Source organism: Bacillus mesophilum (assembly GCF_008923265.1).
Lineage (GTDB): Bacteria > Bacillota > Bacilli > Bacillales > Cytobacillaceae > Cytobacillus > Cytobacillus mesophilum.
This window is the reverse complement of sequence record NZ_WBOT01000006.1, coordinates 181,575-206,424: the sequence shown is the minus strand read 5'-3', so window position 1 is coordinate 206,424 and position 24,850 is coordinate 181,575. Positions and strand designations below refer to the sequence as shown.

Annotated in this window: 20 protein-coding genes; 14 read left to right on the top strand and 6 right to left on the bottom strand. The window is 39.7% G+C overall.

The genetic code is table 11. From position 1 onward, the window contains the following. The first annotated feature begins 5 nt into the window (after nucleotides 1–5). Genes F7732_RS17750 through F7732_RS17720 form a run of 7 tightly spaced genes read left to right on the top strand, consistent with a single transcriptional unit; the run spans nucleotide 6 to nucleotide 6,029 of the window. Complete coding sequence (locus F7732_RS17750) at nucleotides 6–482, top strand: TRAP transporter small permease (RefSeq protein WP_151575437.1); 477 nt, start codon at nucleotides 6–8, stop codon at nucleotides 480–482. A gap of 5 nt (nucleotides 483–487) precedes the next feature. Then, nucleotides 488–1,834: a TRAP transporter large permease gene (locus F7732_RS17745; protein ID WP_151575436.1), complete on the top strand. Its 1,347-nt coding sequence runs from the start codon at nucleotides 488–490 to the stop codon at nucleotides 1,832–1,834. Between the two features lie 12 nt (nucleotides 1,835–1,846). Continuing rightward, nucleotides 1,847–2,614 (top strand): SDR family NAD(P)-dependent oxidoreductase, encoded by a 768-nt coding sequence (locus F7732_RS17740; RefSeq protein WP_151575435.1) that lies wholly within the window; start codon nucleotides 1,847–1,849, stop codon nucleotides 2,612–2,614. Next, nucleotides 2,607–3,098, top strand: a complete 492-nt coding sequence (locus tag F7732_RS17735) for a PPC domain-containing DNA-binding protein (RefSeq protein WP_151575434.1) — start codon at nucleotides 2,607–2,609, stop codon at nucleotides 3,096–3,098. The genes F7732_RS17740 and F7732_RS17735 overlap by 8 nt, the downstream gene beginning before the upstream one ends. 2 nt (nucleotides 3,099–3,100) lie before the next feature. Continuing rightward, nucleotides 3,101–4,582 (top strand): class I adenylate-forming enzyme family protein, encoded by a 1,482-nt coding sequence (locus F7732_RS17730; protein ID WP_151575433.1) that lies wholly within the window; start codon nucleotides 3,101–3,103, stop codon nucleotides 4,580–4,582. Further along, a complete protein-coding gene (locus tag F7732_RS17725) occupies nucleotides 4,579–5,715 on the top strand; it encodes a thiolase C-terminal domain-containing protein (RefSeq protein ID WP_151575432.1) in 1,137 nt (378 codons plus the stop codon). Before F7732_RS17730 ends, F7732_RS17725 begins: the two co-directional genes overlap by 4 nt. Nucleotides 5,716–5,717: 2 nt before the next feature. Beyond that, nucleotides 5,718–6,029: a Zn-ribbon domain-containing OB-fold protein gene (locus F7732_RS17720; protein ID WP_151575431.1), complete on the top strand. Its 312-nt coding sequence runs from the start codon at nucleotides 5,718–5,720 to the stop codon at nucleotides 6,027–6,029. Nucleotides 6,030–6,301: 272 nt separating this feature from the next. On the opposite strand, the gene F7732_RS17715 is transcribed toward F7732_RS17720, so the two are convergent. Next, nucleotides 6,302–7,603, bottom strand: a complete 1,302-nt coding sequence (locus F7732_RS17715; RefSeq protein WP_151575430.1) for an NCS2 family permease — start codon at nucleotides 7,601–7,603, stop codon at nucleotides 6,302–6,304. 293 nt (nucleotides 7,604–7,896) lie between these two features. Here F7732_RS17715 and F7732_RS17710 point away from each other — a divergent pair, with 293 nt between their 5' ends. Continuing rightward, the gene (locus F7732_RS17710) at nucleotides 7,897–9,552 is read left to right on the top strand and encodes a M20/M25/M40 family metallo-hydrolase (RefSeq protein WP_151575429.1); all 1,656 of its coding nucleotides are present in this window, start codon (nucleotides 7,897–7,899) and stop codon (nucleotides 9,550–9,552) included. 3 nt (nucleotides 9,553–9,555) lie between these two features. On the opposite strand, the gene F7732_RS17705 is transcribed toward F7732_RS17710, so the two are convergent. Then, entirely contained in the window at nucleotides 9,556–11,370 is a 1,815-nt protein-coding gene (locus F7732_RS17705; protein WP_151575428.1) for a dihydroorotate dehydrogenase, read from the bottom strand. 275 nt (nucleotides 11,371–11,645) lie between these two features. Beyond that, on the bottom strand, nucleotides 11,646–12,902 hold the full coding sequence (locus tag F7732_RS17700) for a DUF5068 domain-containing protein (protein ID WP_240056675.1): 1,257 nt from the start codon (nucleotides 12,900–12,902) through the stop codon (nucleotides 11,646–11,648). 362 nt (nucleotides 12,903–13,264) lie between these two features. On the opposite strand from F7732_RS17700, the gene F7732_RS17695 reads away from it, so the two are divergent. The 3 genes from F7732_RS17695 to F7732_RS17685 all read left to right on the top strand — a co-directional run bounded on the left by F7732_RS17695 (nucleotide 13,265) and on the right by F7732_RS17685 (nucleotide 18,476). Continuing rightward, the gene (locus F7732_RS17695; RefSeq protein WP_151575427.1) at nucleotides 13,265–14,317 is read left to right on the top strand and encodes a cytochrome-c peroxidase; all 1,053 of its coding nucleotides are present in this window, start codon (nucleotides 13,265–13,267) and stop codon (nucleotides 14,315–14,317) included. Between the two features lie 1,326 nt (nucleotides 14,318–15,643). After that, a complete protein-coding gene (locus F7732_RS17690) occupies nucleotides 15,644–17,914 on the top strand; it encodes a HelD family protein (RefSeq protein WP_151575426.1) in 2,271 nt (756 codons plus the stop codon). 301 nt (nucleotides 17,915–18,215) lie between these two features. Then, nucleotides 18,216–18,476 carry a GlsB/YeaQ/YmgE family stress response membrane protein gene (locus F7732_RS17685; RefSeq protein WP_080847673.1) on the top strand — a complete coding sequence of 87 codons (261 nt, stop codon included), beginning with the start codon at nucleotides 18,216–18,218 and terminating at the stop codon, nucleotides 18,474–18,476. A gap of 58 nt (nucleotides 18,477–18,534) precedes the next feature. Here the strand turns inward: F7732_RS17685 and F7732_RS17680 are convergent, their stop codons facing one another. Next, on the bottom strand, nucleotides 18,535–19,443 hold the full coding sequence (locus tag F7732_RS17680) for an RluA family pseudouridine synthase (RefSeq protein WP_151575425.1): 909 nt from the start codon (nucleotides 19,441–19,443) through the stop codon (nucleotides 18,535–18,537). A gap of 244 nt (nucleotides 19,444–19,687) precedes the next feature. Between F7732_RS17680 and F7732_RS17675 the strand changes: the two genes are divergently transcribed. Continuing rightward, nucleotides 19,688–20,089, top strand: a complete 402-nt coding sequence (locus F7732_RS17675) for a YhcU family protein (protein WP_151575424.1) — start codon at nucleotides 19,688–19,690, stop codon at nucleotides 20,087–20,089. A gap of 59 nt (nucleotides 20,090–20,148) precedes the next feature. On the opposite strand, the gene F7732_RS17670 is transcribed toward F7732_RS17675, so the two are convergent. Next, nucleotides 20,149–20,613 (bottom strand): thioredoxin family protein, encoded by a 465-nt coding sequence (locus tag F7732_RS17670; protein WP_151575423.1) that lies wholly within the window; start codon nucleotides 20,611–20,613, stop codon nucleotides 20,149–20,151. Between the two features lie 2 nt (nucleotides 20,614–20,615). Further along, entirely contained in the window at nucleotides 20,616–21,053 is a 438-nt protein-coding gene (locus tag F7732_RS17665; protein ID WP_151575422.1) for a disulfide formation protein C, read from the bottom strand. 351 nt (nucleotides 21,054–21,404) lie between these two features. Here F7732_RS17665 and F7732_RS17660 point away from each other — a divergent pair, with 351 nt between their 5' ends. Both F7732_RS17660 and F7732_RS17655 read left to right on the top strand, forming a co-directional pair. Continuing rightward, nucleotides 21,405–22,943: a carbon-nitrogen hydrolase family protein gene (locus tag F7732_RS17660; RefSeq protein WP_151575421.1), complete on the top strand. Its 1,539-nt coding sequence runs from the start codon at nucleotides 21,405–21,407 to the stop codon at nucleotides 22,941–22,943. Nucleotides 22,944–23,086: 143 nt separating this feature from the next. After that, a complete protein-coding gene (locus tag F7732_RS17655; protein ID WP_151575420.1) occupies nucleotides 23,087–24,823 on the top strand; it encodes a phospho-sugar mutase in 1,737 nt (578 codons plus the stop codon). Nucleotides 24,824–24,850: the final 27 nt, after the last annotated feature.

Sequence of the window (24,850 nt, the reverse complement as noted above, 5' to 3'; positions counted from 1 at the left end):
AGTCCATGTCTACACTGCTGGCTAAGGTTGAAAATGGCGTCTTAATCTTAAGTGCATCCATTATGTGTTTAATTGCTTTCTTAAATGTCATTTCAAGATACTTTTTTGGCAATTCACTTGCTTTTACAGAAGAAATCACGATTAATTTATTTGTTCTGCTAACTTTTGTTGGCGCTGCTGTGGGAGTGAGAGAGAAGGCACACCTAGGTTTTACACTCATATTTGATAAAGTGAATGAGTCATTAAAAAAGGCACTTGTTCTGTTTTCGGGATTGATCGTTATTATTGTGTTTGCTTTATGTGCTTATTATGGAGCGATGATGGTTCAGTTTCAAATGATGACGAATCAGATGACACCTGCTTTAGGGTGGTCACAATGGGTATTTACAATCGGCTTTCCTGCAGGCTGTGTGTTATGTGTCATTCGGGCGATTGAATCCATGGTAAAAGAGTTAAAAATTTTAAAAACAGAAAGTGACTGATGGTAATGGAAGCGATTATTCTTTTTGGTTTGTTTTTTCTGCTGCTGCTCCTTAGAGTGCCGATTGCCATTTCACTGGCAGCAGCATCCATCGTGACATTAATAACCTCTATGGGTTTCTCATCCATCGAAATTGCAGCAGATATTATGTACACCAGTGTGGCGAAGTTTACACTTCTTGCCATTCCATTCTTTGTTATTGCTGGAGTCATCATGGAGTATGCGGGAATTTCTAAGCGCCTGATCCATTTGGCTGATGTCTTTGTGGGACATCGAAAAAGCGGCATTATTCTTGTCACTGTCATGACGGCGATCTTTTTTGCCGCTATTTCAGGATCTGGGCCAGCAACGGTAGCCGCAATTGGGGGTATTTTAACACCGGCTCTTGTTAAGAACGGCATGAAAAAGGAGTCAGCCGCTGCACTGCTGGCAAGCTCAGGTTCAATTGGCATTATCATTCCGCCAAGTATTGCGCTCATTGTCTTTGCGGTCGTAGCTGGCGATCAAATTGCTGTTTCTATCGGAAGGCTGTTCATTGCTGGAATCATCCCAGGTATTCTTTTAGGAATAGCGCTTATTGTAGCGGCTTTATATGTGAAGAAAAAAGATATGAGTGAAAGAGCCTTAACAGATTCAGAAAAACATATAGAACAGGAAATCTCTGCAGCCGCAGAAAAGATTCCATTTTCAGAAAAAATGAAAGCGTTTTATGATGCGATTTGGGGTTTGCTTATTCCGATTATTATATTAGGCGGAATTTATGGTGGAGTTTTTACTCCGACCGAATCTGCTGTAGTCGCAGTCTTTTATGGATTGTTTGTGGGCGTGTTTGTCTATAAAGAGCTGAAGCTGAAGGATATTAAAAAAATCCTTATAGCTTCTTCCGTTCAGACTGCCACAGTCATGTTTATTGTAAGTGCAGCATCTGTTTTTGCTTATTTAATTACGACTGAGCAGATTGCACAGCAGATTTCTGATGGGTTACTGGGTCTAACAGACAATAAGTTTATTATTCTTCTGCTGGTTAATATACTTTTGCTCATTGCCGGGGCCTTTATGGATGCTATATCCGCTTTCTATATTTTTGTACCTATTTTATTGCCGGTCATGCTCTTTTTGGGAGTAGATCCTACAGTATTCGGTTTAATTATGACAGTGAATCTGGCTATTGGCTTATTTACCCCGCCTGTTGGTGTCAACTTATTTGTTGCATCTGGGCAGGCAAATGTCACCTTGAATCAGATAACAAAGAGAATCATCCCATTTTTTATCGCATCAGTAGTTGTACTGCTTCTGATCACATATATTCCGGCAATTACAACATTTTTACCAGATTTATTAGGAGTTAAATAGGAGGGTTTATAGATGAAAGTTAAAGATTGTGTAGCGATTGTAACGGGTGCGTCAAGAGGAATTGGGGCAAGCTGTGCGAAAGTGTTGGCGCGGGAAGGTGCGCACGTAGTGCTTGTCGATTTAATGTCAAGTGAGGAAACAAAAGCAGAAATTTATGAACTATATCGCGCTGTGCAGGTATTTTCATATGAAGTGGATATAAGAGACCAATCTGCCATTCAAAATCTGGTAAAAGATGTACATGAGAAATTAGGCAGAATAGATATCCTTGTCAACAATGCCGGAACATGCAGCAGACTGGATTTAGAAGAAATGACCGAAGAGATGTGGGACCGTGATATGGATACGAACTTAAAGGCGACTTTCTTTCTGACACAGGCAGTGATCTATCCTTATATGAAGGAGCAGCAGTATGGACGAATTGTTAATATCAGTTCGATTTCGGGCTTAGTTGGCGGACATATTTCAAGCTTCGAGCCAGGAAGTACGAAAGGAAGGTCCGGCCCTGGCTATGCGGCATCCAAGGGCGGCGTTATTGCTTTTACGAAATGGGTAGCCAAAGAAGTGGGACCGCTGGGTATTGTCTGTAACAGCATTGCTCCAGGAGCGGTTGAAACGGCTATTACAAAAGGAATGGCCTACAACCTGGACAGTCAAGTTGTAAAAAGAATGGGCACACCTGATGATATCGGCGAGGCTGTTTTGTATCTTGCATCAAAAGAGGCAGGCTACACGACCGGTCAAGTACTAAAGGTATGCGGGGGCGCTGCCATTGGTTAAAGTACAAGTTCAGCGCACATCACGATCTGTATTTGATCAAAAAAGAGGCATCATTATGGGCTATCTTGCTCCTGGAGAAGACTTGCTGGGCGGAATAAAAAAGGCTTGTGAGCGGCATGGAGTAAAATCAGGCTCGCTTTCATGCATTGGCTCGCTTTCTAATATAGAGATCGTGCAATTGGATTATAACGATGGAGAGATGGTTTATTCAAAACCGATTCAATGGAACACCCCTGTTGAATTGCTTTCAGGCAATGGGTTTATTGGAGTAGATGAACAAGGAGATCTTGATATTCATTTTCACGGTGTCTTTGTAGATCATCGCAAAAATGTCTCTGGCGGCCACTTCTTAGAAGGAAAAACAATCGTAGCGATTACGCTCGAATTCACCATTATAGTGGCTGAAGGCATTCAGCCTGTAAGAGAAACCTATCAGCCATCAGGTTTTTCACTGTTTAACTTTTATGATGAAAGTGAGGCGTAATCATGCAAACGATCGCTGACTTAGCAGGGAAAGTATTTAAGCGTTACCCAGATAAAATAGCTGTTAAAGATGCTTATCGAAGTTTAACATATGCCCAGCTCCAAACAAGAGTCTTTCAGTTATATGCAGCATTAAAAAAAGCCGGCTTGAAAAAAGGCGACCGCATAGGCATTTTAATGTCCAATCGACTGGAGCATATTGAGCTTGATTTAGCGGCCGCATTCGGCGGCTTTATCAAAGTTCCTCTTAATTACCGCTTGCATGAAAAAGAAGTTGAATACATTTTAGAGAATGCTGATGTGCAGATTTTAATAGGTGAAGAAGTTCTGATTGAAAAGGTAACACGCAGCTGCCAGTGTGTATTTATTGGTCATGAGTATGAGGAATGGATATTTGCAGAAGAATTTTTACAGCCAGAAATGGATGTAGAGGAAGATGATTTATTTGCGATCATGTATACTTCTGGTACAACGGGTAAGCCAAAAGGGGTTATGCTGTCACATCGAAATATGATTTCAAGCGCTCTTTCATTGGCACTTGTCTGCGAGATCACAGCAGATGATGTTGTTGGGCATGTTGCTCCTTTGACGCATGGAAGCAACTTTTTATCACATATTTCATGGCTGTTCGGCTTAACTCAAGTGATATTTGATAAATTTAATCCTTCTGAGTTTTTGAATGATGTAGAAAAAGAGAAGGTTTCTTTTATCTTTATGGTGCCAACAATGGTAAATCTAATGATTCAGAGCCCAGATTTTGATGCAAAAAAATTATCAAATATTAAATCTATTAATATGGCAGGGTCTTCTATAGCTGCAAGCAAATTAAAGCAGGCGATTGAGAAGGCGGGACCTATTTTTATTGAGACATATGGCCAGGTAGAAGCTCCTATGACTATTACGGTGATGCCGAGGCAAGAACTCGTGAACAGACTTGAATCCTGCGGTTCAGCAGGTCCATTTGTTGAAATGAAGCTGGTCGATGATCATGGTGCAGAGGTGCCTCAAGGAGAAATTGGCGAAATCATCTGCAAAGGTCCATTGGTTATGCAGGGCTACTGGAAAAATGAAAAGGCAACGAAGGAAACATTAAGAGATGGCTGGCTTTATACAGGTGATTTAGGCTGGTGTGACGAGCATGGCTATCTGCATATTGTCGACCGCAAAAAGGATGTTATCATCAGCGGCGGTTTAAATATATATCCAAGAGAAATTGAAGAGGTCATAAATAAGCATGAAGGCATTAAAGAAACTTGTGTCCTTGGGATTGCTGATGAAAAGTGGGGCGAAATGGTCGTTGCTTATTGTGTTTTAAATGAGGGGCATATAGTGGACGAAGATGAATTACTCCTGCTGTGCAAGGATCATCTGGCAAGCTATAAAAAGCCAAAACAGATTCATATTGTTAAAGAATTGCCAAAAAGCAGTTATGGAAAAATTTTAAAAAGGGAGCTGCGGGAACAGGAGGGGAGCGGAGTACAATGAACAAAGTGAATGTATCTGGACTTGGAATCACGACATTCGGCACACATGAAGGAGAAACTTTAAAAAGCCTGCTGTTGGATGCCTGTTTTCAAGCCATAAAGGAAGCTGATTTCCCCAAAATTGATGCAGTCTATGTTGGAAACTTTATGTCCGGGTCACTTGGCAATCAGGAAATACTAGGTGCAATTGTGGCAAACGATCTTAGTTTAGGAGCTATTCCGACCGTTAAAGTAGAGGGAGCCTGTGCATCAGGAGGGATTGCCTTCCGTCAGGCATTCTTGATGATTCAAAGCGGAGAATATGAAAACGTGCTGGTGGCTGGCGTTGAAAAAATGAAAGGTGCTCCTACAGAAGTCATTACAAATGCCATTAATGCTGCGATGGATAATGATTCAAATGAAAAGCACGCGGGACTGACATTCCCAGGATTTTTTGGAACTGTTGCAAACCGGTATTTTTATGAAACAGGAGCCAGCAAAAAGCATTTGGCACATGTAGCCCTTAAAAACAGGGAATACGCGCTTCATAACCCAATTGCTCAATTTACTAAACCTGCGACCATGGAGGACTACATGTCCGCTCGAATGATCACAGAACCGTTAGGCTTATTCGATTGCTCCCCGACAAGTGACGGCGCTGCAGCGATCGTTCTTTCAAAAGGTGAAAATGGAGTTATTGTCCGCTCTTCAGGTCAGGCATCTGGTACGACTCAAATGCAGGAAGCTGCTGACCTTTTAAGCTTACCTGCTGTAAAAGAATCAGCACGGCGTGCGTATGAAAAAGCAGGTTTGGGTCCTGAGGATATTGATGTGGTGGAGCTGCATGATTGTTTTTCGATGACAGAAATTCTATCCATTGAAGAACTTGGTTTCTTTGCAAAAGGAACAGGCTGGGAGGCCGTTGAGAAAGGTCTAACCAAACATGGCGGAGTAGTTCCGGTTAATACGAGCGGCGGGCTGCTCTCAAAGGGACATCCGATTGGTGCAACAGGTCTAGCACAAATTTATCAAATTGTTTCACAATTGCGCGGAACAAGCTGCAATCAGGTTGAAGGAGCACGCATCGGTCTTGCACAAAACCTGGGTGGAACTGGCGCGTATTCGACCGTTCATATTTTTGAGGGGGTCAAATAAACATGGCAAACATACAAGTGTTTGAATGCACAGGCTGTCAAAAGCAATTTGTTCAGCGAAAATGGCTTTGCCCGGTCTGTAAAGGCACTTCTTTTACGAAGACAGCGGAAGAGGGTGATGGTAAGGTGTTTTCTTTCACAAGAATTCATGTAACTTCAAAGGAATATGCACACCTTGCACCCTATACCGTCGCTTTAATTGATACACCGAGCGGCCTCAGGGTCACTGGTCGATTGTCAGAAGAAGTGCAGATTAACGATGAAGTGAAATGTGTTGAAAAGGACGGAGATGCCTACATTTTTGAAAGAGTTTAAGGAATAAGAGTGAAGCATTTCAGCTTTTAGGGCTGGGGTGCTTTTTTCGTTTGGAAGCAGGACGAGTTTTTGGGTTTGTCGGATAAATCGGTGTTTTTGGCGGATATATGAAAATAACGGCGGATAAGACACTTCTAATGGCGGATATTTTTTCAGAACGGAGGATATTAGGTTTTTTACCATCATATAACACTAAAAAATCTACATTAAAACAACGAAATGTTCAGCCAAAAGACAAAAAAATGGACCTGGAACAAACCAGGTCCGTCTAATTAATGCGGCAGAAACGCCAATTGATATAAAAACAATACAGCAAAAACGTAAACAAGCGGATGAACATCTTTCCATTTTCCTCTTGCTACTTTTAAAATTGGATAGCTGATAAATCCAAGGGCAATTCCTGTAGCAATGCTGGAAGTGAGCGGCATGCTCAAGATAATAATAAACGCAGGAAATGCCTCGTCAATTTCTCCCCATTTGATATGAGCGATGCTGCCCATCATAAGGCTTCCGACAATAATTAATGCTGGTGCTGTAATAGCAGAAATGCCAGAAACCGCGCTGACAAGCGGTCCAAAGAAGGCTGCTAAGATAAACAGAACACCAACGGTTAATGAAGTAAGACCTGTACGCCCGCCGGCAGCAACTCCTGAAGTCGATTCAATATAAGCTGTGGTTGGGCTTGTTCCAAACATCGAACCAATAGTCGTAGCGACAGAATCTGATAATAATGCTTGTCTTGCACGCGGCAGATTATTATTTTTCATAAGTCCAGCCTGCTGGGCAACCCCAACCATCGTTCCAGTTGTATCAAAAATCGTTACAAGCAAAAAAGAAAAGACAACGGCATATAATCCATGCTGAACAACTTCTCCAATTGCATCAATCGGGTTGAAAACAATGATGCCCTCAGGAAGAGAAGGCAGTGCCATAATTCCCTGCTCAAATGCAAGCTGTCCAGTAAAGTAGGCGATTAATCCAGTTGCAATCATACCGAAGAATAATGCACCGTTCACATTTAACGCCATTAAAATCAATGTAAAGGCCAATCCTACTAAAGCAAGGACAGATGAAGATGATGTCAGATCTCCTAATGCCACTAAGTTGGTAGGATGACTAGTAATCAGACCTGTTAAGCGCAGGCCGATGAAAGCAATGAATAACCCAATTCCTGCAGTGATTCCGTGCTTAAGATTATCCGGAATTGCTTCAATTAATTTACTGCGAAAAGGTGTTAACGATAAAATGATAAAAATAATCCCTGCTACAAAAACAGCTGCAAAAGCTGTTGCATAATCAATATTTCCATGAGTACCGACAACAGAATAAGCAAAGTATGCATTTAATCCCATACCAGGTGCAATGGCAATCGGGTAATTTGCAAATAATGCCATCCAAATGGTACCTGCTGCAGCGGCAATGATCGTTGCAATAAAAACTTGCTCAAAAGGAACACCGGCATCTGCTAATATGCCAGGGTTTACAACAACTATATAAACCATAGTCAGGAACGTTGTAATCCCAGCCATCATTTCAGTTTTCACAGATGTTCCATTTTCCTTTAATTTAAACATAAGATAATCCTCCAATGAAAAAAGACAGTTTGTGTTCTAGTATGCTCAAAAAAACGAACATTTAAAGACGCAAATTATATATTATTCGTTTAAAGAGCAGTTTTCAAGTCTAAATTGCATATTTTTAATGAATTTAACATAATCTAACCAAATCTATGGAAAAGTTGATATAATATTCTGAAATATAATCTTTAATAGATTGGAAGAGGAATTAATGTAAGTGGGTGCTGATATGTTAGCGTGACTTGGCTTTTAGCACCACCGTCATATACATAGAGTAGGGGGAGTATTAAATGTATTCATATTTACGGACATTGAGCTTGCCTGAACAGGCAGAATACCTGACCCAAATGCTTGTGAGACAGAAAAGTTATACTTTAACGTTTGGAGAAGTGGAAAAGGCTGAATGGATTGCAGATTTGATCGGGCAGTTTCCCTACTTCAGTGATCACCCTGAAAACGTTTGGCTTTCAGAAATCAAAGAAGATTCCCTTTCACGCAAAAATGTTTTTGCTTTTTTGCCAAGTAGTAAAGAGGTAAAAGAAACGGTCGTTTATCATTCACATATTGATACAGTCGGAACAGAGGATTATGGAGCTATACAGGATATTGCCCACGATCCTCAAGGGTTAAAAGAATTCTTTTCATCTTCACCCAATGACCCGGAGCTTGAAAAAGATGCGGCTTCAGAACAATGGTTATTCGGAAGAGGAGCTTTGGATATGCAAAGTGGCATCGCTGTCCATCTCGTTAATCTGCTGTACTATTGTGAAAATAGAGAAGAATTGCCTGGGAATCTGCTGGTTATGTTTAATCCGGATGAAGAGGGAGAACATGCGGGCATTCGCTCAGCACTTTCAGAACTGATCTCATTAAAGGAGAAAAAAGGTTTGCATTATGTAGCTGCTATAAACAATGATTTTATATCCCCTTTAGCAGATGGAGATGAAACAAAATATATTTATACAGGGGCAGCTGGGAAATTACTTCCGAGCTTTGCGGTCTTTGGAAGAGAGTCACATGTAGGTGAAAGTCTCCTTGGAGTAGATTCAACCTTAATTGCAGCAGAATTGAATACAAGAATCAATCAAAATTTTCATCTCACTGAAAAGCTCTCTGATGAGCTTGTTCTGCCGCCCAGCTGTTTATATATGAGAGATGAAAAAAAGAGATATGATGTCCAGACAGCGGTAACAAGCAGGATCTTTTTTCACTATTTTATATACGAAAAACCTCTACAAACCGTAACAGATGAGCTAGTCAAAATAGCAGCCGAAGCATGTACAGCGATTGAAAAGCGGCTTGAAGATACGTTCGAGTTATACAGAAAAACAAATAATCTTCCGAAAAGAGATGTCAATTGGGCAATTGAGGTTCTAACGCTCAAAGATCTTTTGGACAGACTAAAAAGGGAAGGAATTGAAACAGACGAGATCATAAGCGAGACACTCCATCTATGCCGGTTGGCAAAGATGGATGCCAGAATGACTGCTTTTGAAATTGTGGAAGCATTGCAGCACGCTGATCCAGAAAAGAAGCCTCGAGTCATCTTGTTCTATGGAACACCTTTTTTACCGTCTAATTCATTGCGTGAGTCAGAATCAAAAGACACCAGCTTAAGAACCATCTTAATGAATATTCTGGAGCAAACAGCAGTTGAAACAGGGGAAACCTTTAAAATAAGAAAATACTTCCCTTATTTAGCCGACGGAAGCTTTATGTCATTTCAAGGAAGCGAGGAAGATATAAGCACATTGCGGAAAAACTTCCCTGCAATGGACGCTCTCTTTCCGCTGCCTCTTAAAACCATGACACAGCTGAATATCCCTTCTATTAATCTCGGTGTATTCGGCAAAGGCGGTCATAAGTGGACCGAACGTGTGTATAAGCCATATACGTTTCATACCTTACCTAAGCTGATTCGTGACTTTACAAACAGTATTTTGTGAGTGTTATTTTCTTAAAAATTTCCTTGATAGCAGCAGTCCTGCCACAAATAAAAACAGAGCAAAATAGGCAGGCAGCAAGTGGATAAAAGTAGTATAGCCGATGATAAAATGGGTTGAAATCCCTGCAGCAAAAGCAGGGATTCCCCCTATCAAAAGCGTGTTCCATACCCAGCTTGCTCCTTCATGAAATCCCCACAATGAAATCATTAGTACCAGCAGTCCAACACTAAACAAGGCGCTGCCAAACCCGGCGCGGTCATGTGCTATGACAGGAATCAGCTGGTCATTTAACTTGCTGAGCTGTTCTGGTGTCATACAGATAAAAGTTAAATCTGTGTTCACAAAAACATTTGATGCGCCAATGACCGAGATCACAATTCCCCCTATGACAAATGAAAATCCAAGTACAACAAAGCATAGCTGCCCCCAGAGGGCTGTTTTCCATGCTGCTGTATTTTTTCTGTTTTTAGACGAGGGAGATTGCTTTGCTTCCTTCGTTTTTTTTGACCCAAGGATAAAAAAAGGCAAGAGGATCAGCCAAAGTAATCCATGCAGCCAATCGAAATACCCGAAGCCAATGAATAAGAGAATACCAAGAAAACCAGCAGTGCCTGCAATCATGACAGCTTTTCTTGCCCAATGGATGTTGTTTCTGACAGCGTGTTTTGCCAGCTGCATATACAGAAATCCTCCAGAAATCATTGTTCCGGCAAGTGTCATCCGATCATGCGCCATGAATTGGATGATTTTCGGGTTAACGAGCAAAAGCTGTTCTCTTGTCATGCCCAAAAAGGTTTCGTCATAAGGTAAAATCACTCTGCTCATACTGAACAGCAAGGCAATAAGTCCGCCAATTAAAATGCATAACCCAAAAAGCCAATAATAAATCCATCCAGATTGCTTTCCATTAGGAATATCTTCTTTGCTTTCATCTGCAAGTGCCTCGTTGATGCGCTTTGGAAGTCCTGGACCTGATATAACATATCCTTCTGATAGCATCATAAATCTGCAGCCGGCATGATAAAGTTTTACAGCGTCATCAGGCTCATGAATGACTCCTGAAACCATGATGTTTGTATAGTGCTGTAAATTTTGAACATCTGCCAAAAGAGATTCAGTTGAAACTTGATGATCTGTATCAATCAATATTATTTCATGTTTTGTTAAGTGCTCCCATTCTATGATGCTAATATCTTCAGCCTTTATAGCGGGAATTACGGGACATGGAAGGGTTGCAGACATCCTGCTGATTTCCTCGAGATTGCATCTATCCCCATCGGCCTCGATCACAAAAGCGGCTGCAAACTCTTCTAATCTATAAGCCATTTCGCGGAGCTCGTTTTGTTTTTCAATTTCGTTTCCCTGTGGATGGCGAAGTCGGATTAATAATGGAATATCCACTCGATGCTTTTTTAACTGTGTGATGGTTTGACTTAAGCCAATTGAATAGGTTTGTGATGGTAAATATAAGGAAGTTCGATCTTCTGAAAATAAAGGCATTTCTTCTGCTGCATCCTGATGAAGGGAAACCGGGCCAATTTCTAAGAAGCCAAAACCAAGCTGATTAAATGCAGATGTTCCAATTAAATGCGGATCAATTCTTCCGCTTAATCCAACTCTGCTTTTCAGCTGGTATTTAAAAAATGGATGCTTTAGAGAATCTGATGGCTTTAAATGTCCTAAAAATTCAACAAACCTGCTGCCGAATGGAAGATGAACCATCGTATTCATTGCATTGTGAATAAAAGCTCTGCCAGTTTGAGCAGGAAGGCGTGATAATAAAGGTTTAAAAATGGTATGATAAGACCAATCAGGCATATGATCACCTCATTCTTACAATGACGTTAAATTTATAACTGCTTTAAAAGTTTATGAAACTATAAATATTTTATCATGGTGAGAATAGGAAATTACAGATCATTTGATGGAGAAAACTTTATAATAATATCTTCCCTAGAAGCAGTACAGGGTTTTCACTCGGGGTGTACATGACTTTTAAAATATCCCCTATGAATATAATCCTGGAAAGCTTGAACGGGAGTTTGGATAAAACAGAAAAACCCCAGGAAAATCTTCTGGGGTTTTTTAGCGCATTATTGGTGTGGATTTGGAAGTTCAAAGATGGCTTGCTCGCCTTTGAATGCTTTTTCGCCGCTTTCAAGATAAAATGGACCAAATTCCATCGTAAATTTTTTGTAGATGGAAAATTCATCTTTTCTGAATAAAAAGACATGATACTTCTCTCCAGCTTCTCCTGCAGCAATCTCTCGCGGGTCTCGTGGCTCAGCTTGTGCAACGTTTAAATATCTTGCTCTGCTGTCATCAACATCAAGCATCGTGCCTAAATTAGAAATATTAACTGCAGAATCGGACTGATTATCAATGTTCATTTTAACGGTTAGGGCAACAATTCCGCTGTCACCAAAATCAGTGAACATGGATGCATTTGCATCGGTCGGGACAACATCAGTGTATTGGACACCTTCAAGTGTTACTGTTACATCACCGATTTCCTTTGTCTCATTTATTCCTTCTTCTTCAAAGAGGATGGTCTTATCAGCCCAGTTATCTGTTGTGAGGCGATCCTGGTAAAGAGAAGGCTGATCAGCAACAGCTGAAGCCTGCTCACCAGCATAGACAAAATCATAGGCTGGTGAATTTTCAAGATTGCTGCCGGAGTAGTCCTTATTATCAGCTATTCCACCCTCAATAATATATTTAGGAGTTACAGTTTTCATTTTTTCAAATTCTGCTTCTGTTAAAATAAACGTTACCAAACCGGTTACCTTTTCGCCAGCTTCATATAAGCTAATTTCATCTTGATTCTTTCTGAGCTTTTGAATCTGCTGGTCTTCAGGTATTAAATTTTTGCTTTCAGAGTTAATATAATCTAACTCATTTTCGAGTTGGATTTTATGGAAGTTATTATAGTATAGGTTTTTATCTGTTGTATTTTCGAGTGTCACTTCTGCCGAAACAACATACCCATTTACTTCATCATTAAAATAAGAAGCGTAATCCTGATTCATATCTGTGATTTTAGTAATTTCATATTGATTCACGGAAATGTTAAAGCCATCTAAACTATGGGTATACTGTGGTGATTCGTTTTTATAGATGCTTTCAATAGTGCCTTCCGTTTCTTCTAAGAGCGGATTTAAAAATTCACTTGTCTGACTGCTTTCCTCAGCTTCTTCTTGTTCTGCCGGTTCAACTTCCTCTGTTTGTTCCGTCTTTACTGCTTCATCCGTTTCATTTGCTGCTGATGTTTCCTCATTGCTGCTATTTCCACATGCAGCTAAAAGTAGTGCTGATGATAAGATAGAAACTGCCAACATTTTCGTTTTCACTGTCTACACCTCGTTATGTAATTTTTTCCTGTTCATTATAAGGGAATTAATACACTTTTTTCAATTAAAATACATAAATAGTAAATTATTACTATAATAATAAAAACAAAATTATAATGAAAATAGGTAAAAAGAAATAACATCTTTTAAATATCGATTGATAGATAATAGGATCTTATGAAAATAACTTTGCAGTCTTTATAATGTAAACAAGTTGATTACAAGGCATAAGTTGATTTGTGATAAGTGTCACAAACTTTTCGGAAATGATTGCTAAATGATCATTCTTTTAGTTATATACTCAAATTGAAAAATAAAGATAGCGTTATCATTGGCAAATTGAAAAAGAGGGGGAGTAACTGATGAAATTAAGATATCCGTTATTCATATTTATGGTTCTTCTAATGCTCAGCGCGTGCAGCAATGAAAACGAGAATGCTGCAGCTCCTGAAAAAGACCAGCCTGAAACCGAAACAGCTGGTGTCGATAAAGAGTTAGAAAATGTAAAAGCGATGTTTGAGCCGTTAGGTGAAATGCCGATACCTGCTGATAATGAAATGACAGATGAAAAGGTTGAATTAGGAAAAACACTTTATTTTGATCCTAGATTGTCTGGAAATAATAAATTAAGCTGTATGACATGTCATGCTCCAGGTGCAGGTTATGGTGATGGACTTGGAACATTTATTGGGTTTGAAGGCGCACAAGGGAGCAGAAATAGCCCGACTATTATCAATTCGGGCTATTATCCTGAATACTTTTGGGACGGCAGAGCAGGAAGTCTGGAAGAACAGGCACTTGGACCGATACAATCTGAAGTGGAAATGAATCAGGACCTTGATGAACTTGTCATTGAGCTTAATGGTGTACCAACATATGTAGAACAATTTAACACTGTTTTTAATGATCCAATTAGTGCGAATAATATTGCGAAGGCAATCGCTGCATTTGAGCGTACCATTGTCATCTCAGATACAGCCTTTGATCGCTATTTACAGGGTCAGGAGGATGCTATTAGTGCAGATGCAAAAGAAGGCATGAAGCTTTTTGCCGGAAAAGCAAGCTGTATTACCTGCCATGCCGGTCCAATGCTCTCTGATTATAGCTATCACAATCTTGGGATGACAGGTGATGAAGGAAGATACGAGGTAACCAAAAACGAAGAAGATAAAGGGAAATTCCGTACGACAGGTTTAAGAGGTGTTGCTCATACGGCGCCATTTATGCATGACGGCAGCTTTGCCACTCTCGAAGATGTGGTAAATTATTATAACGACGGCGGAGGAGATCATGTAAACAAAAGTGATCTGATCAATCCATTAGGCTTAACGGATAAAGAAGTGCAGCAGCTTGTTGCTTTTATGGAAAGCTTAAGCGGTGATCTGCCTGAAGTTGAAACGCCTGAGATACCTTAAATGTTATTACTGGGAAAGTCGGAATTTATTTTCCGGCTTTTTTAATTGGAGAGTTCTCTTTAAAGTAAGGGCCAATGAATATTTCTTAAAAGTTGTGTGTGTCAGAGTTAGGGCGTGGGAGTAATCCTAAAAAACGTGTGGGTCAAAGTTTAGAGGAATAACTGCGGGCAAGTCATTCCCGAAAAGAGGGAAAGCCACAGATTTCAGGAATTACCCAAGGCGAGTCATTCCCGAAAAGAGGGGTAGGCAAAAATTTCAGGAATTACCACGGGCGAGTCATTCCCGAAAAAAGGGGACGCCACAGATTTCAGGAATTACCACGGGCGAGTCATTCCCGAAAAGAGGGGAAGGCACAAATTTCGGGAATTACCACGGGCGAGTCATTCCCGAAAAGAGCGGACGCCACAGATTTCAGGAATTACCCAAGGCGAGTCATTCTCGAAAAGAAGGGAAGCCACAGATTTCAGGAATTATCTAAGGCGAGTCATTCTCGAAAAGAAGGGAAGCCACAGATTTCAGGAATTACCAAGGCGAGTCATTCCCGAAAAGCAGGGAAGCCACAGATTTCAGGAATTACCCAAGGCGAGTCATTCCCAAAAAGAGGGAAAGCCACAGATTTCAGGAATTACCCAAGGCGAGTCATTCCCGAAAAGAGGGGTAGGCACAAATTTCAGGAATTACCACGGGCGAGTCATTCCCGAAAAGAAGGGAAGGCACAAATTTCAGGAATTACCACGGGCGAGTCATTCCCGAAAAGAGCGGAAGCCACAGATTTCAGGAATTACCCAAGGCGAGTCATTCCCGAAAAGAAGGGAAGTCACAGATTTCAGGAATTATCTAAGGCGAGTCATTCCCGAAAAGCAGGAAAGCCACAGATTTCAGGAATTACCAAGGGCGAGTCATTCCCGAAAGAAGGGAAGCCACAGATTTCAGGAATCCCCCAAGGCGAGTCATTCCCGAAAAGAAGGGAAGCCACAGATTTCAGGAATCTCCCAAGGCGAGTCATTCCCGAAAAGAACAAGAAGCACAGATTCCAGAAATATCTAAGACCAATAAACCTCGTAAATATCCTATAAGAAAAAATTTTTCCCGGCCTCCGGCTTTCGGAAACCTTAGTTCATTGCCGAACAACGTGTATCGCTGCTTTTTTTCATAAAACATTGCTTGTTGCAGATTTTTCTGATAATATATTCTTCTTCTCACGCGTTTTGCTATTCTTAAAAGCAGTTGCACTTTAAGCTTAGGATGATTGGAATTCCTGGGCGAAGTGCCGTGTGCTTTTTCTTTCTCCATTGCGGCTGAAATTAAACTTTGGAGGTAAAATGAATGTCTCTTCAGAATCACCCCGATTACAAAACAGAACTGCAGCGATTAGAATTTACTAAACGGTATATTGAAGCTGTTGTGAAAACAGCTGAATCCAGTAAGGAACAATTTCAGGAAAATATGAAAGAAGCCTTTTCGGATGCTGATTGGCTTGAATCCAGTTTAAGTTATTCTTCCCTGTTAACCAATGCCAGATTTTTTGAGATGTCTAAGGATGAGTTAAAGTCTTTAAAAAAAGCCAGAAGAACGCCTTATTTTGCAAGAATTGATTTTAACCGTGATGGTGCAGGAGAAAAAGAAGTTCTTTATCTTGGCAAAACTTCTTTGTATTCTCGGGAAAGCCAGGAGCAAATCATAGTGGATTGGCGCTCACCGATTGCAAACCTTTATTATGAAGGAAGACTTGGACCGGTCCAATATGAATCCTATGAGGAGAGTTTTACTGGTGATTTGACTTTAAAGAGACAATTTATGATTGAAGACGGATTCATGCAGGAAATTCGCGACATTGACTTAACCACAACAGATGAATTATTGCAGGAGTCTCTGGCTAAAAGCTCAAGTAATCGCCTCACCGAAATTATTACCACGATCCAAGAAGAACAGAATAAAATTATCCGAGCTGATTTGAACAAGCCCATTATTGTTCAGGGAGGAGCGGGCAGCGGCAAAACGACGATTGCGCTGCACAGGATTAGTTATTTTATTTACCAATATAAAGAGAATTTTGCTCCGGAACAGCTGATGATTATTGCCCCAAGCGGATTGTTCCTGCATTACATATCTGAAGCTCTGCCAGAACTTGGAGTGGAAAGAATCCGCCAGACAACCTTTCAGGACTATGTCAAACTTTGTATTGATTTGAAAATGGAGTTGCAAAAGGATGATAAGCTGATCAGGATCATTGAAGACAAGGATTCACAGTCTTCAAAAGGTATTCAGCAGCTGTCCGCCCTTAAAGGATCAGCTGTATTTCAAACTATTTTAACCAATTATTTAATAAAAATAAGCAAAACCTTTTATCCGGCTGAGGATTTCTATGTAGATAAATTTCGTTTATTTAGCCATAAAAAGTTTATAAAGCTATTTAGAGATGATTATGATTATTTACCTCTTTACCGCAGGCTTGAAAAATTAAAGGGGATCCTTCAGAATGATGTGCGATTAAAAAAGAAAAATATGCTGGAAAAGATTCAAACCTACTATGATGTGAGGATTGAACGAGCTCTTTATCGCGGCGATGATCCCGATAAAAGGCGTCAGTATGTAATTGAAGCTATGGATAAAAAAGAAAAGAGAGTGGGTGAGATACAGTCTGCCATTAAAGGGGCAGTCAGAAAGTATATGAAGCCTTTTCCTAAAAAAGATCTGCGTTCTTATTATCGCGATTTATTTCAGGATGCAAAAGAACTTCATTCACTTTCAGACGGAACATTATCTATGGAGGAAGCAGAGCTGCTTTGTGACTACAATCAGCAGTTATTTAAGAAAAATGAGTACGAACGGGAGGACTTAGCACTCCTATTATTTTTACAGGTTCATTTATATGGTCTGGAAAAAGAACATCGAGCCAAAAACATAGTAATTGACGAAGCTCAGGATTATAGCTTTATGGAGCTTTTATCCTTAAAAAAAGCGGCAGATACAGATATGTTTACATTAGTTGGAGATCTTGCTCAAGGCATTCATTCTTATCGAGGTCTTTCTTCATGGGAAACGGTGATTGAACATATTTTTCCCCGTGCAACTTATACGGAATTGCAAAAAAGCTATCGGACGACTGTAGAGATTATGGAAGAAGCCAATATGCTTCTCGAAAAACTCCCGATTTTTTTCCCAAAGGTAGTTCCTGTTGTCAGACATGGAGAGGCACCAGCTTTTTATCGGCGAAAAGAAGGCAAGTTTTTTGTAAAGCAGCTTGAGAAAAAATTGCAGGAACTGAAGAATGAGCACTTTAAAACCTTTGCGCTTATTGGCAAAACCAGGACAGATTGTGAGCAGCTCTATCAGCTTTTTAAGGACTATTCTAAGGTACGTGTAAAATTGCTGCAGGAACAAGAGGAAATTCCAAAGGACGAGGCAGTTATTGTTCCTTCATATTTGGTTAAAGGATTGGAGTTTGATGCGGTCATTGTTTTTTCCCTGGATGAAGTTTACTCAGATGCCTCTCCGCTGGATATTAAGCTTTTATATGTAGCCATGACACGTCCGCTGCATCGCTTATACTTTTATGGATTACATTCATCTGATTTTTTGCTTGAAGAGGTTTAGGACAAATTTTTGGCCGGGAATATCCTAACTAACTGGCTAAAGCCGTTCAAATAAACGAGCGATTGCAAAAAGCAATCGCTTTTTGTTGTGCTGAGGGAATATTTATGCAACCAATAATTAAACGTTTTCATTGTATTCCTCTTTCAATCACTATTTTATTAACATGTTTCAGTTTTTGAATGCGGGGTATTTAACTTGTACAAGCAGAAAAAACCACATGTGGAAAAGGAAAACTTTCTGCTAGTTGTATAAGTTACACTATATAACAAAAACTATTGAAAACGAACAAGGAGGAATTATAATGTTAAGCTTTCTTTGGGCATTAATTATAGGTGGTATTATTGGTTGGGTTGCCGGATTAATTACAGGCAGAGACGTACCAGGCGGAGTTATTGGCAATATTATTGCCGGATTCATCGGGGCATGGCTTGGATCATTAATCTTAGGAGATTGGGGTCCAGTTGTTGCAGACTTTGCCATCGTACCAGCTCTAATTGGTGCAATTGTACTTGTGCTAATTGTTAGCTTTGCAATGAGAGCATTTAGAAAATCTACTGACTAATAGTTACATGCAGATTGAAATAGAAAAGCCTTCCTGATAATGGGAGGCTTTTCTGCGTTTAATGATCTTTCATATAAGCACTAAATTCCTTTGGCGGCGGGCAGGTTACATCAACCTTTTCGAGTGTAAAAGGATGCGTAAAGGTTAATCTCGCTGCATGCAAGGCTTGTCTTGAAAATATCGGTTTGCCTCCATAAAGAGTGTCGCCGGCCAGAGGGTGTTTGATATGACTAAGATGTACACGAATTTGATGAGTTCTTCCTGTATCCAGCTGACATTGAATAAACGTAAGTTTTTCTTTTTCAAAAAATTGAAATGCTGAAAAATGGGTGATGGCATCCTGACCTTTCGGTGAAACCCTTCTTCTTGTTGGATGATGTCTGTCGCGACCGATCGGTTCGTGAATGGTTCCGCTTTTTTTCCTAAGATGACCATGTACGAGTGCTGAATAGGTACGTTTGATTTTTCTTTCTTCAAGCAGCTTATCGGCAATGACTCCTGCTAATGGATGTTTGGCAAAAAGAATGCATCCGGATGTATCCTGATCAAGGCGATGTATATGTCTTACATTTCTCTGAACTCCTTGAGAAAGAACATGAAATGCTGCTGCGTTAGCAAGTGTATTTTTTTGTCCTGGTTCATTTGGGTGCGTATCCATTCCGGCAGGCTTATTGAAAATAATAAAATGTTCATCCTCAAACAGAACTTCAATTGGCATATATTCTGGGAGCACTTCAGATGCCTCTTCTCCAAATACTTTCATCATCAGCAGATCGCCTGTTTGTATTGGCTTTTCCCATTGAGCTATTTCTCCATTCATTAAAACATGCTTTTCCATCCGCATAAAATGAATTTGTTTCTTCGATGCTTGCCAAATATTTCTGAATAGATGGTCCACTGAAACTTGATTCCATTGTTCTGGAATGGTAATTTCATACCATTCTCCTTTTACCTTGGCTGTTACCATAATTTACTCCTAACTTTGGAAGATAAAATCATGTTCTTCCACCATATAATGAATTATAACCTGTGAATTCGGAACGGTATAACTAGATATTTCCAAAAATATAGGTTTAGCTTTATTGGAATAGATAATTGCTAATATTTAACTTATGCGTGGGTATAATTACCACCCTGTTACCAGCATAGAATATGCTATTCTTATTATATATTACGAAATTATTACAGGTGTTTAAAGGTGGTTTTTTTCGGTGAAGGTTGTATTTGCATCTACTCCAGATCAGGAACAGCGTATTGCCCGGCTCATTCAGAAATTTTACGCAGATATTTTTCCAAAATATTTTACTGATGAGGAAATTAAAGAATTTCAAACATTGAAGGTGCTGCACACATCCACCCGCCATTTTGAATATTTTGGCACGCTGAGGGAGGCGTATCAAGTCATTTGCGGGCTGGAAACGATTTACTCTATATTGGAAATGGCAGAAATTGATGAAAAGTATGAGGATATGTTTAATAGAAACGTTGAAATCCTGGAAAGGTTTGAACTTTCCTTTCCCTTCCATTTTAGCCAATTTAGCCAAGAAAAAGAAGCTAACACAGATACACGCTTTAGTGTATATACAAAACCTGCAAATGAATGGCTTGTTTAACCTGCAATGTTAGAAAATCCTGCTGACGCACTCATCAGCAGGATTTTTTATACTTAAAGTTACATTGAATTCTCGTTAAACCAATCCTCAAAAACAGCTTCTTCTCTTAAACCAGTAATTCTTGCAGCTTCTTCGCCATCTTTGAATTGGATAATCGTTGGTGTTTCAGAAATATTAAAGTCATCCCATCCTTGTTCAAATTCAAGCAGATTATATTGAACAAGATCAATCCCCATATCTTCTGTTAAAGGAGCCACAATCGGAGTGGTTTGCTGGCAATATTGACAGGTTGGGCTATAAAAATATACTGTTGTATCTTCGCCATTCTCCAATTTATCCCCAAGTGCTTCCGGCAAGATGATATTTTGATAATTAGGATCGTCAAGCTGAGCTAATGTTTCCGGCTCAAGTGTATCTTTCTGATAGACATTATCCTCTGGTGCTTTATTCTGCATATAAGTTAATACGCCAACCCCACCGAATAAAACCAGCATAATGGCTAGAAATATTATGATTTTCTTCATTTTCAATTTTCCTCCTTCGATTGTTTCCAAATCAAAAAGCTGCATACAAAAATGATCATAAATGCAATAAGAGCTAAAAACGGAATAGAGATAAATCCGAACCAATTTATATATTGGCCAGTGCACGGTACTCGCCCGCATGAAGGTGCGGCATCCTGTAAAAAGGGAAGCTTCTGCAGAGCGTAATGATAAAGGGAAATACACCCGCCAATAGCTGATAAAATCATGGAATATAAAGCTATTTTATAATCCTTTTTTACAACAGCGACTCCTAGAATAATGGTGAATGGATACATAAGGATCCGCTGATACCAGCAAAGATCACAAGGCTCATACTGTCTGATTTCTGAGAAATACAGACTGCCAAACATGGCAATAATAGATGCTGCCCAGGCAATAAAGAGGGTGTTTTCCCTTTTGTCTTTAACAGACTTGTTCATACTTGTCTCCTTTTTGATCGGCTGTCTTGATTCATTTTTACATAATTGGAGAATGATTAAATGAGCCGCAAGATGCAGAAACAGCCTTAAATTTGGTGATAAAACCTGGTGGAAATTCCTTGCTGTAAAAATTATAAGGTCCACCTCTTTTAAAGTAAACGAAACTGTCTCGATTAAAAGATAATTTTTCAATTCAATTATAGATTTTTTATAAAATTCATATGCTAGAAATAGAAAGTAATGTTAGATTGCTGAGAAAAGAGGGTATAGGAAATAATTGATTATACATAAAACAGGAATTTAGCAAATGAAGCAAATCAATTGTGTATATAAAAATAGGGAGTGTTATGCTTGAGTGAGCTTGATTTAAGTCGATTTGAGAAAAAGATGATTATTAGAAATATGCAAAGAAAAGATATTCCGGAGATTATCAGTCTGCAGGGAAAATGTTTTCCAGGGATGGATCCTTGGAAAGAGGAACACTTGGAAAGTCACATAAGCATTTTTCCGGAAGGACAGTTTGTCGCAGAATATGATGGTGAAATCATCGGCTCATGTTCGAGTCTTATTATCAATTTTGATGAATATGACGATCGTCATACATGGGCAGATGTAACGGATAATGGCTATATTACCAATCACAATCCAGATGGCTATAACCTATATGGAATTGAAGTAATGGTTCACCCCGCTTATCGCCGAATGAAAATTGGGCATCGTTTATATGAAGAACGTAAAGAATTGGTTCGGGCACTAAATTTAAAAAGCATTATCATTGGCGGCAGGATTCCCAACTATCATAAACACGCAGACCAAATGAGCCCAAGAGAATATGTGAATGAGGTATCCTTACATATTATTTATGATCCTGTCCTTTCTTTTCAGCTTCTAAATGGCTTTTCACTGATGCGCATTAACCCTAATTATTTGCCTGATGATGTGCAGTCCAATAAATATGCGACCTTAATGGAATGGAATAATGTTGACTATCGCCCTACATCCAAACGATTTTACAAAACAAGTTATCCTGTACGGATTTGTGTTGTTCAATATATGATGCGCCAAATTAAATCATTTGAAGACTTTGCGAATCAGGTGGAGTACTTTACAGATGTGGCATCTGATGCGGAATCCGATTTTGCTGTATTTCCAGAAATTTTTACAACACAGCTTCTGTCCTTTTTAGATGAGAAAACGCCTAGCCTGGCGATCAGAAAATTAACAGAGTTTACCGAGGACTATATTCAGCTCTTCACGGATTTAGCCATCCGCTACAATATTAATATTATCGGCGGCTCTCATTTTGTAAAAGAAGATGACGATAAGATATACAATATTGCCTATTTATTCCGTCGGGATGGAACCATTGAAAAGCAATATAAAATTCATATTACACCGAATGAAAGAAAATGGTGGGGAATTAGCGAAGGGGACGAAGTAAAAGTCTTTAATACAGATTGCGGAAAAATTGCCATTCAAATCTGCTATGATATTGAATTCCCAGAGCTTGCCCGTATTGCCACAGATAAAGGTGCCAATATTATCTTTACGCCATTTTGTACTGACAACCGGGAAGGATATTTAAGAGTCCGCTATTGCGCACAGGCTCGTGCCATTGAAAATCAAATCTATACTGTTATTTCTGGAACAGTCGGCAATTTGCCTCAAGCTGATAATATGGATATACAGTATGCGCAATCCGGTATATTTTCTCCATCCGACGTGGAATTTGCCAGAGACGGAATTATTGGTGAGGCAAATGCAAATATTGAAATGGTTCAGATTGGCGATGTCGATCTGGAAGTTTTAAGAAGACAGCGTCAGGACGGCACGGTCCTTCACTTAAAGGATCGCCGTCATGACGTTTACAGAATTGAATATAAAAAGTAAAATTAAAACAGAAATGCATGTTTAATCCTTTTGGTTCTGTCATGAATTGTCACAAATTCAGGTGCAGATTCAAAAGGATTTCTGTTTGTTTTATCGAATGTAATAAGCATACATATGGATTTTTTTTAGGAGGCTGATGGTGAATGACATGGAAAGAGAAAGCTGAACGCTGGAGTCAGTTTGAGCAAGTACAGGAAGATTTAAAGCTTGAACTCCAAAATTTAAAACAAGATGAAAAGCTTTTAGAAGATGCCTTCTACAAGGAATTAGAATTCGGAACGGGTGGGATGCGCGGTGTTATTGGGCCTGGTACGAATCGCATGAATATATATACCGTGCGCAAGGCTTCCGCAGGATTGGCTGCATACATAGAAGAACAAGGATTAGAAGCCAAGCATCGCGGTGTAGCGATTGCCTACGATTCCAGACATATGTCGCCTGAATTTGCGATGGAGGCTGCGAAAACATTGGCAACCCGCGGAATCCAGACCTATGTTTTTGATGGGCTAAGACCGACTCCAGAGCTGTCTTTTGCAGTCAGATATTTGCATGCGTTTGCAGGTATTGTTATAACAGCAAGTCATAATCCGCCGGAATATAATGGCTATAAAGTATATGGACCAGACGGTGCACAGCTTGGCCTTGCTGCCGCAGATGAGGTCATCGGGAAGGTTAATGAAATAGAAAACGAGCTTACCATTGAAGTAAATGATGAAAATGAGTTAAAAGAACAAGGACTCATTACTATGATAGGGGAAAATATTGATCGGGCTTACAATCAGAAACTTATGACCATTTCCGAGCATCCGCATGTGGGAGAGGATTCTGATATCAAGATTGTCTTTACACCGCTTCATGGCACTGCGAATCACCCTGTTCGCAATGGTCTCCAATCTCTTCACTATAAACATATTTATACGGTTAAGGAACAGGAACTGCCTGATCCTAACTTTTCAACTGTAGCTAGTCCAAACCCTGAGGAAAGGTCTGCATTTCAACTTGCCATTGAGGAAGGGAAACGTGTGAATGGTGATATATTAATTGCCACTGATCCAGACGCTGACCGTATCGGTGTTGCGGTAAAGATGCAGGACGGAGAATATACGCTATTAAGCGGAAATCAAACGGGTGCGTTATTGCTGCACTATGTACTGACGCAGAAAAAGGCGAAAGGAACACTTCCTGATAATGGCATCATGATGAAAACCATCGTTACTTCAGAGCTTGGAAGCAAGGTAGCAGCCTCCTTTGGAGTGAAATCAGAAGATGTGCTGACAGGCTTTAAATTCATTGCCGAAAAAATAAATGAATATGAAGGTACATATAAATTCTTGTTTGGATATGAAGAAAGCTATGGTTATTTAATTGGTGATTTTGCGCGGGATAAAGACGCTGTGCAGGCAGCACTGCTTGCTGTAGAAGCAGCAGCCTTTTATAAGAAGGAAGGTAAATCACTATATGATGTTCTTGTAGAAATATACGAAACACATGGCTACTATATGGAAGGACTTGAGTCTTTAACTTTAAAAGGAAAAGATGGTGCTGAAACCATTCAGCAAATTTTATCAGCATTCCGTTCTGAGCCTTTAACAGAATTAGGAAAAATAAAGGTGAATGCTGTTGAGGACTATTTAACTGGTATTCGTACAGAATTGGATGGGGTAGAAAATCAAATATCGCTGCCAAAATCAAATGTCATTAAATACTTTTTTGAAGATGGCACTTGGATTTGTCTTCGTCCATCCGGAACCGAACCAAAGATTAAGTTCTACTTCGGCATCACTGCAGACTCCTTTGAAGCCAGCAGTGAGAAATTAGACAAAATAAAAGAGTCATTTATGAAGAATGTTGAAAATAAATTGCAGGTATTAGCAAAATAATTTGGGTGTCCAATAGTTGTCATTTGA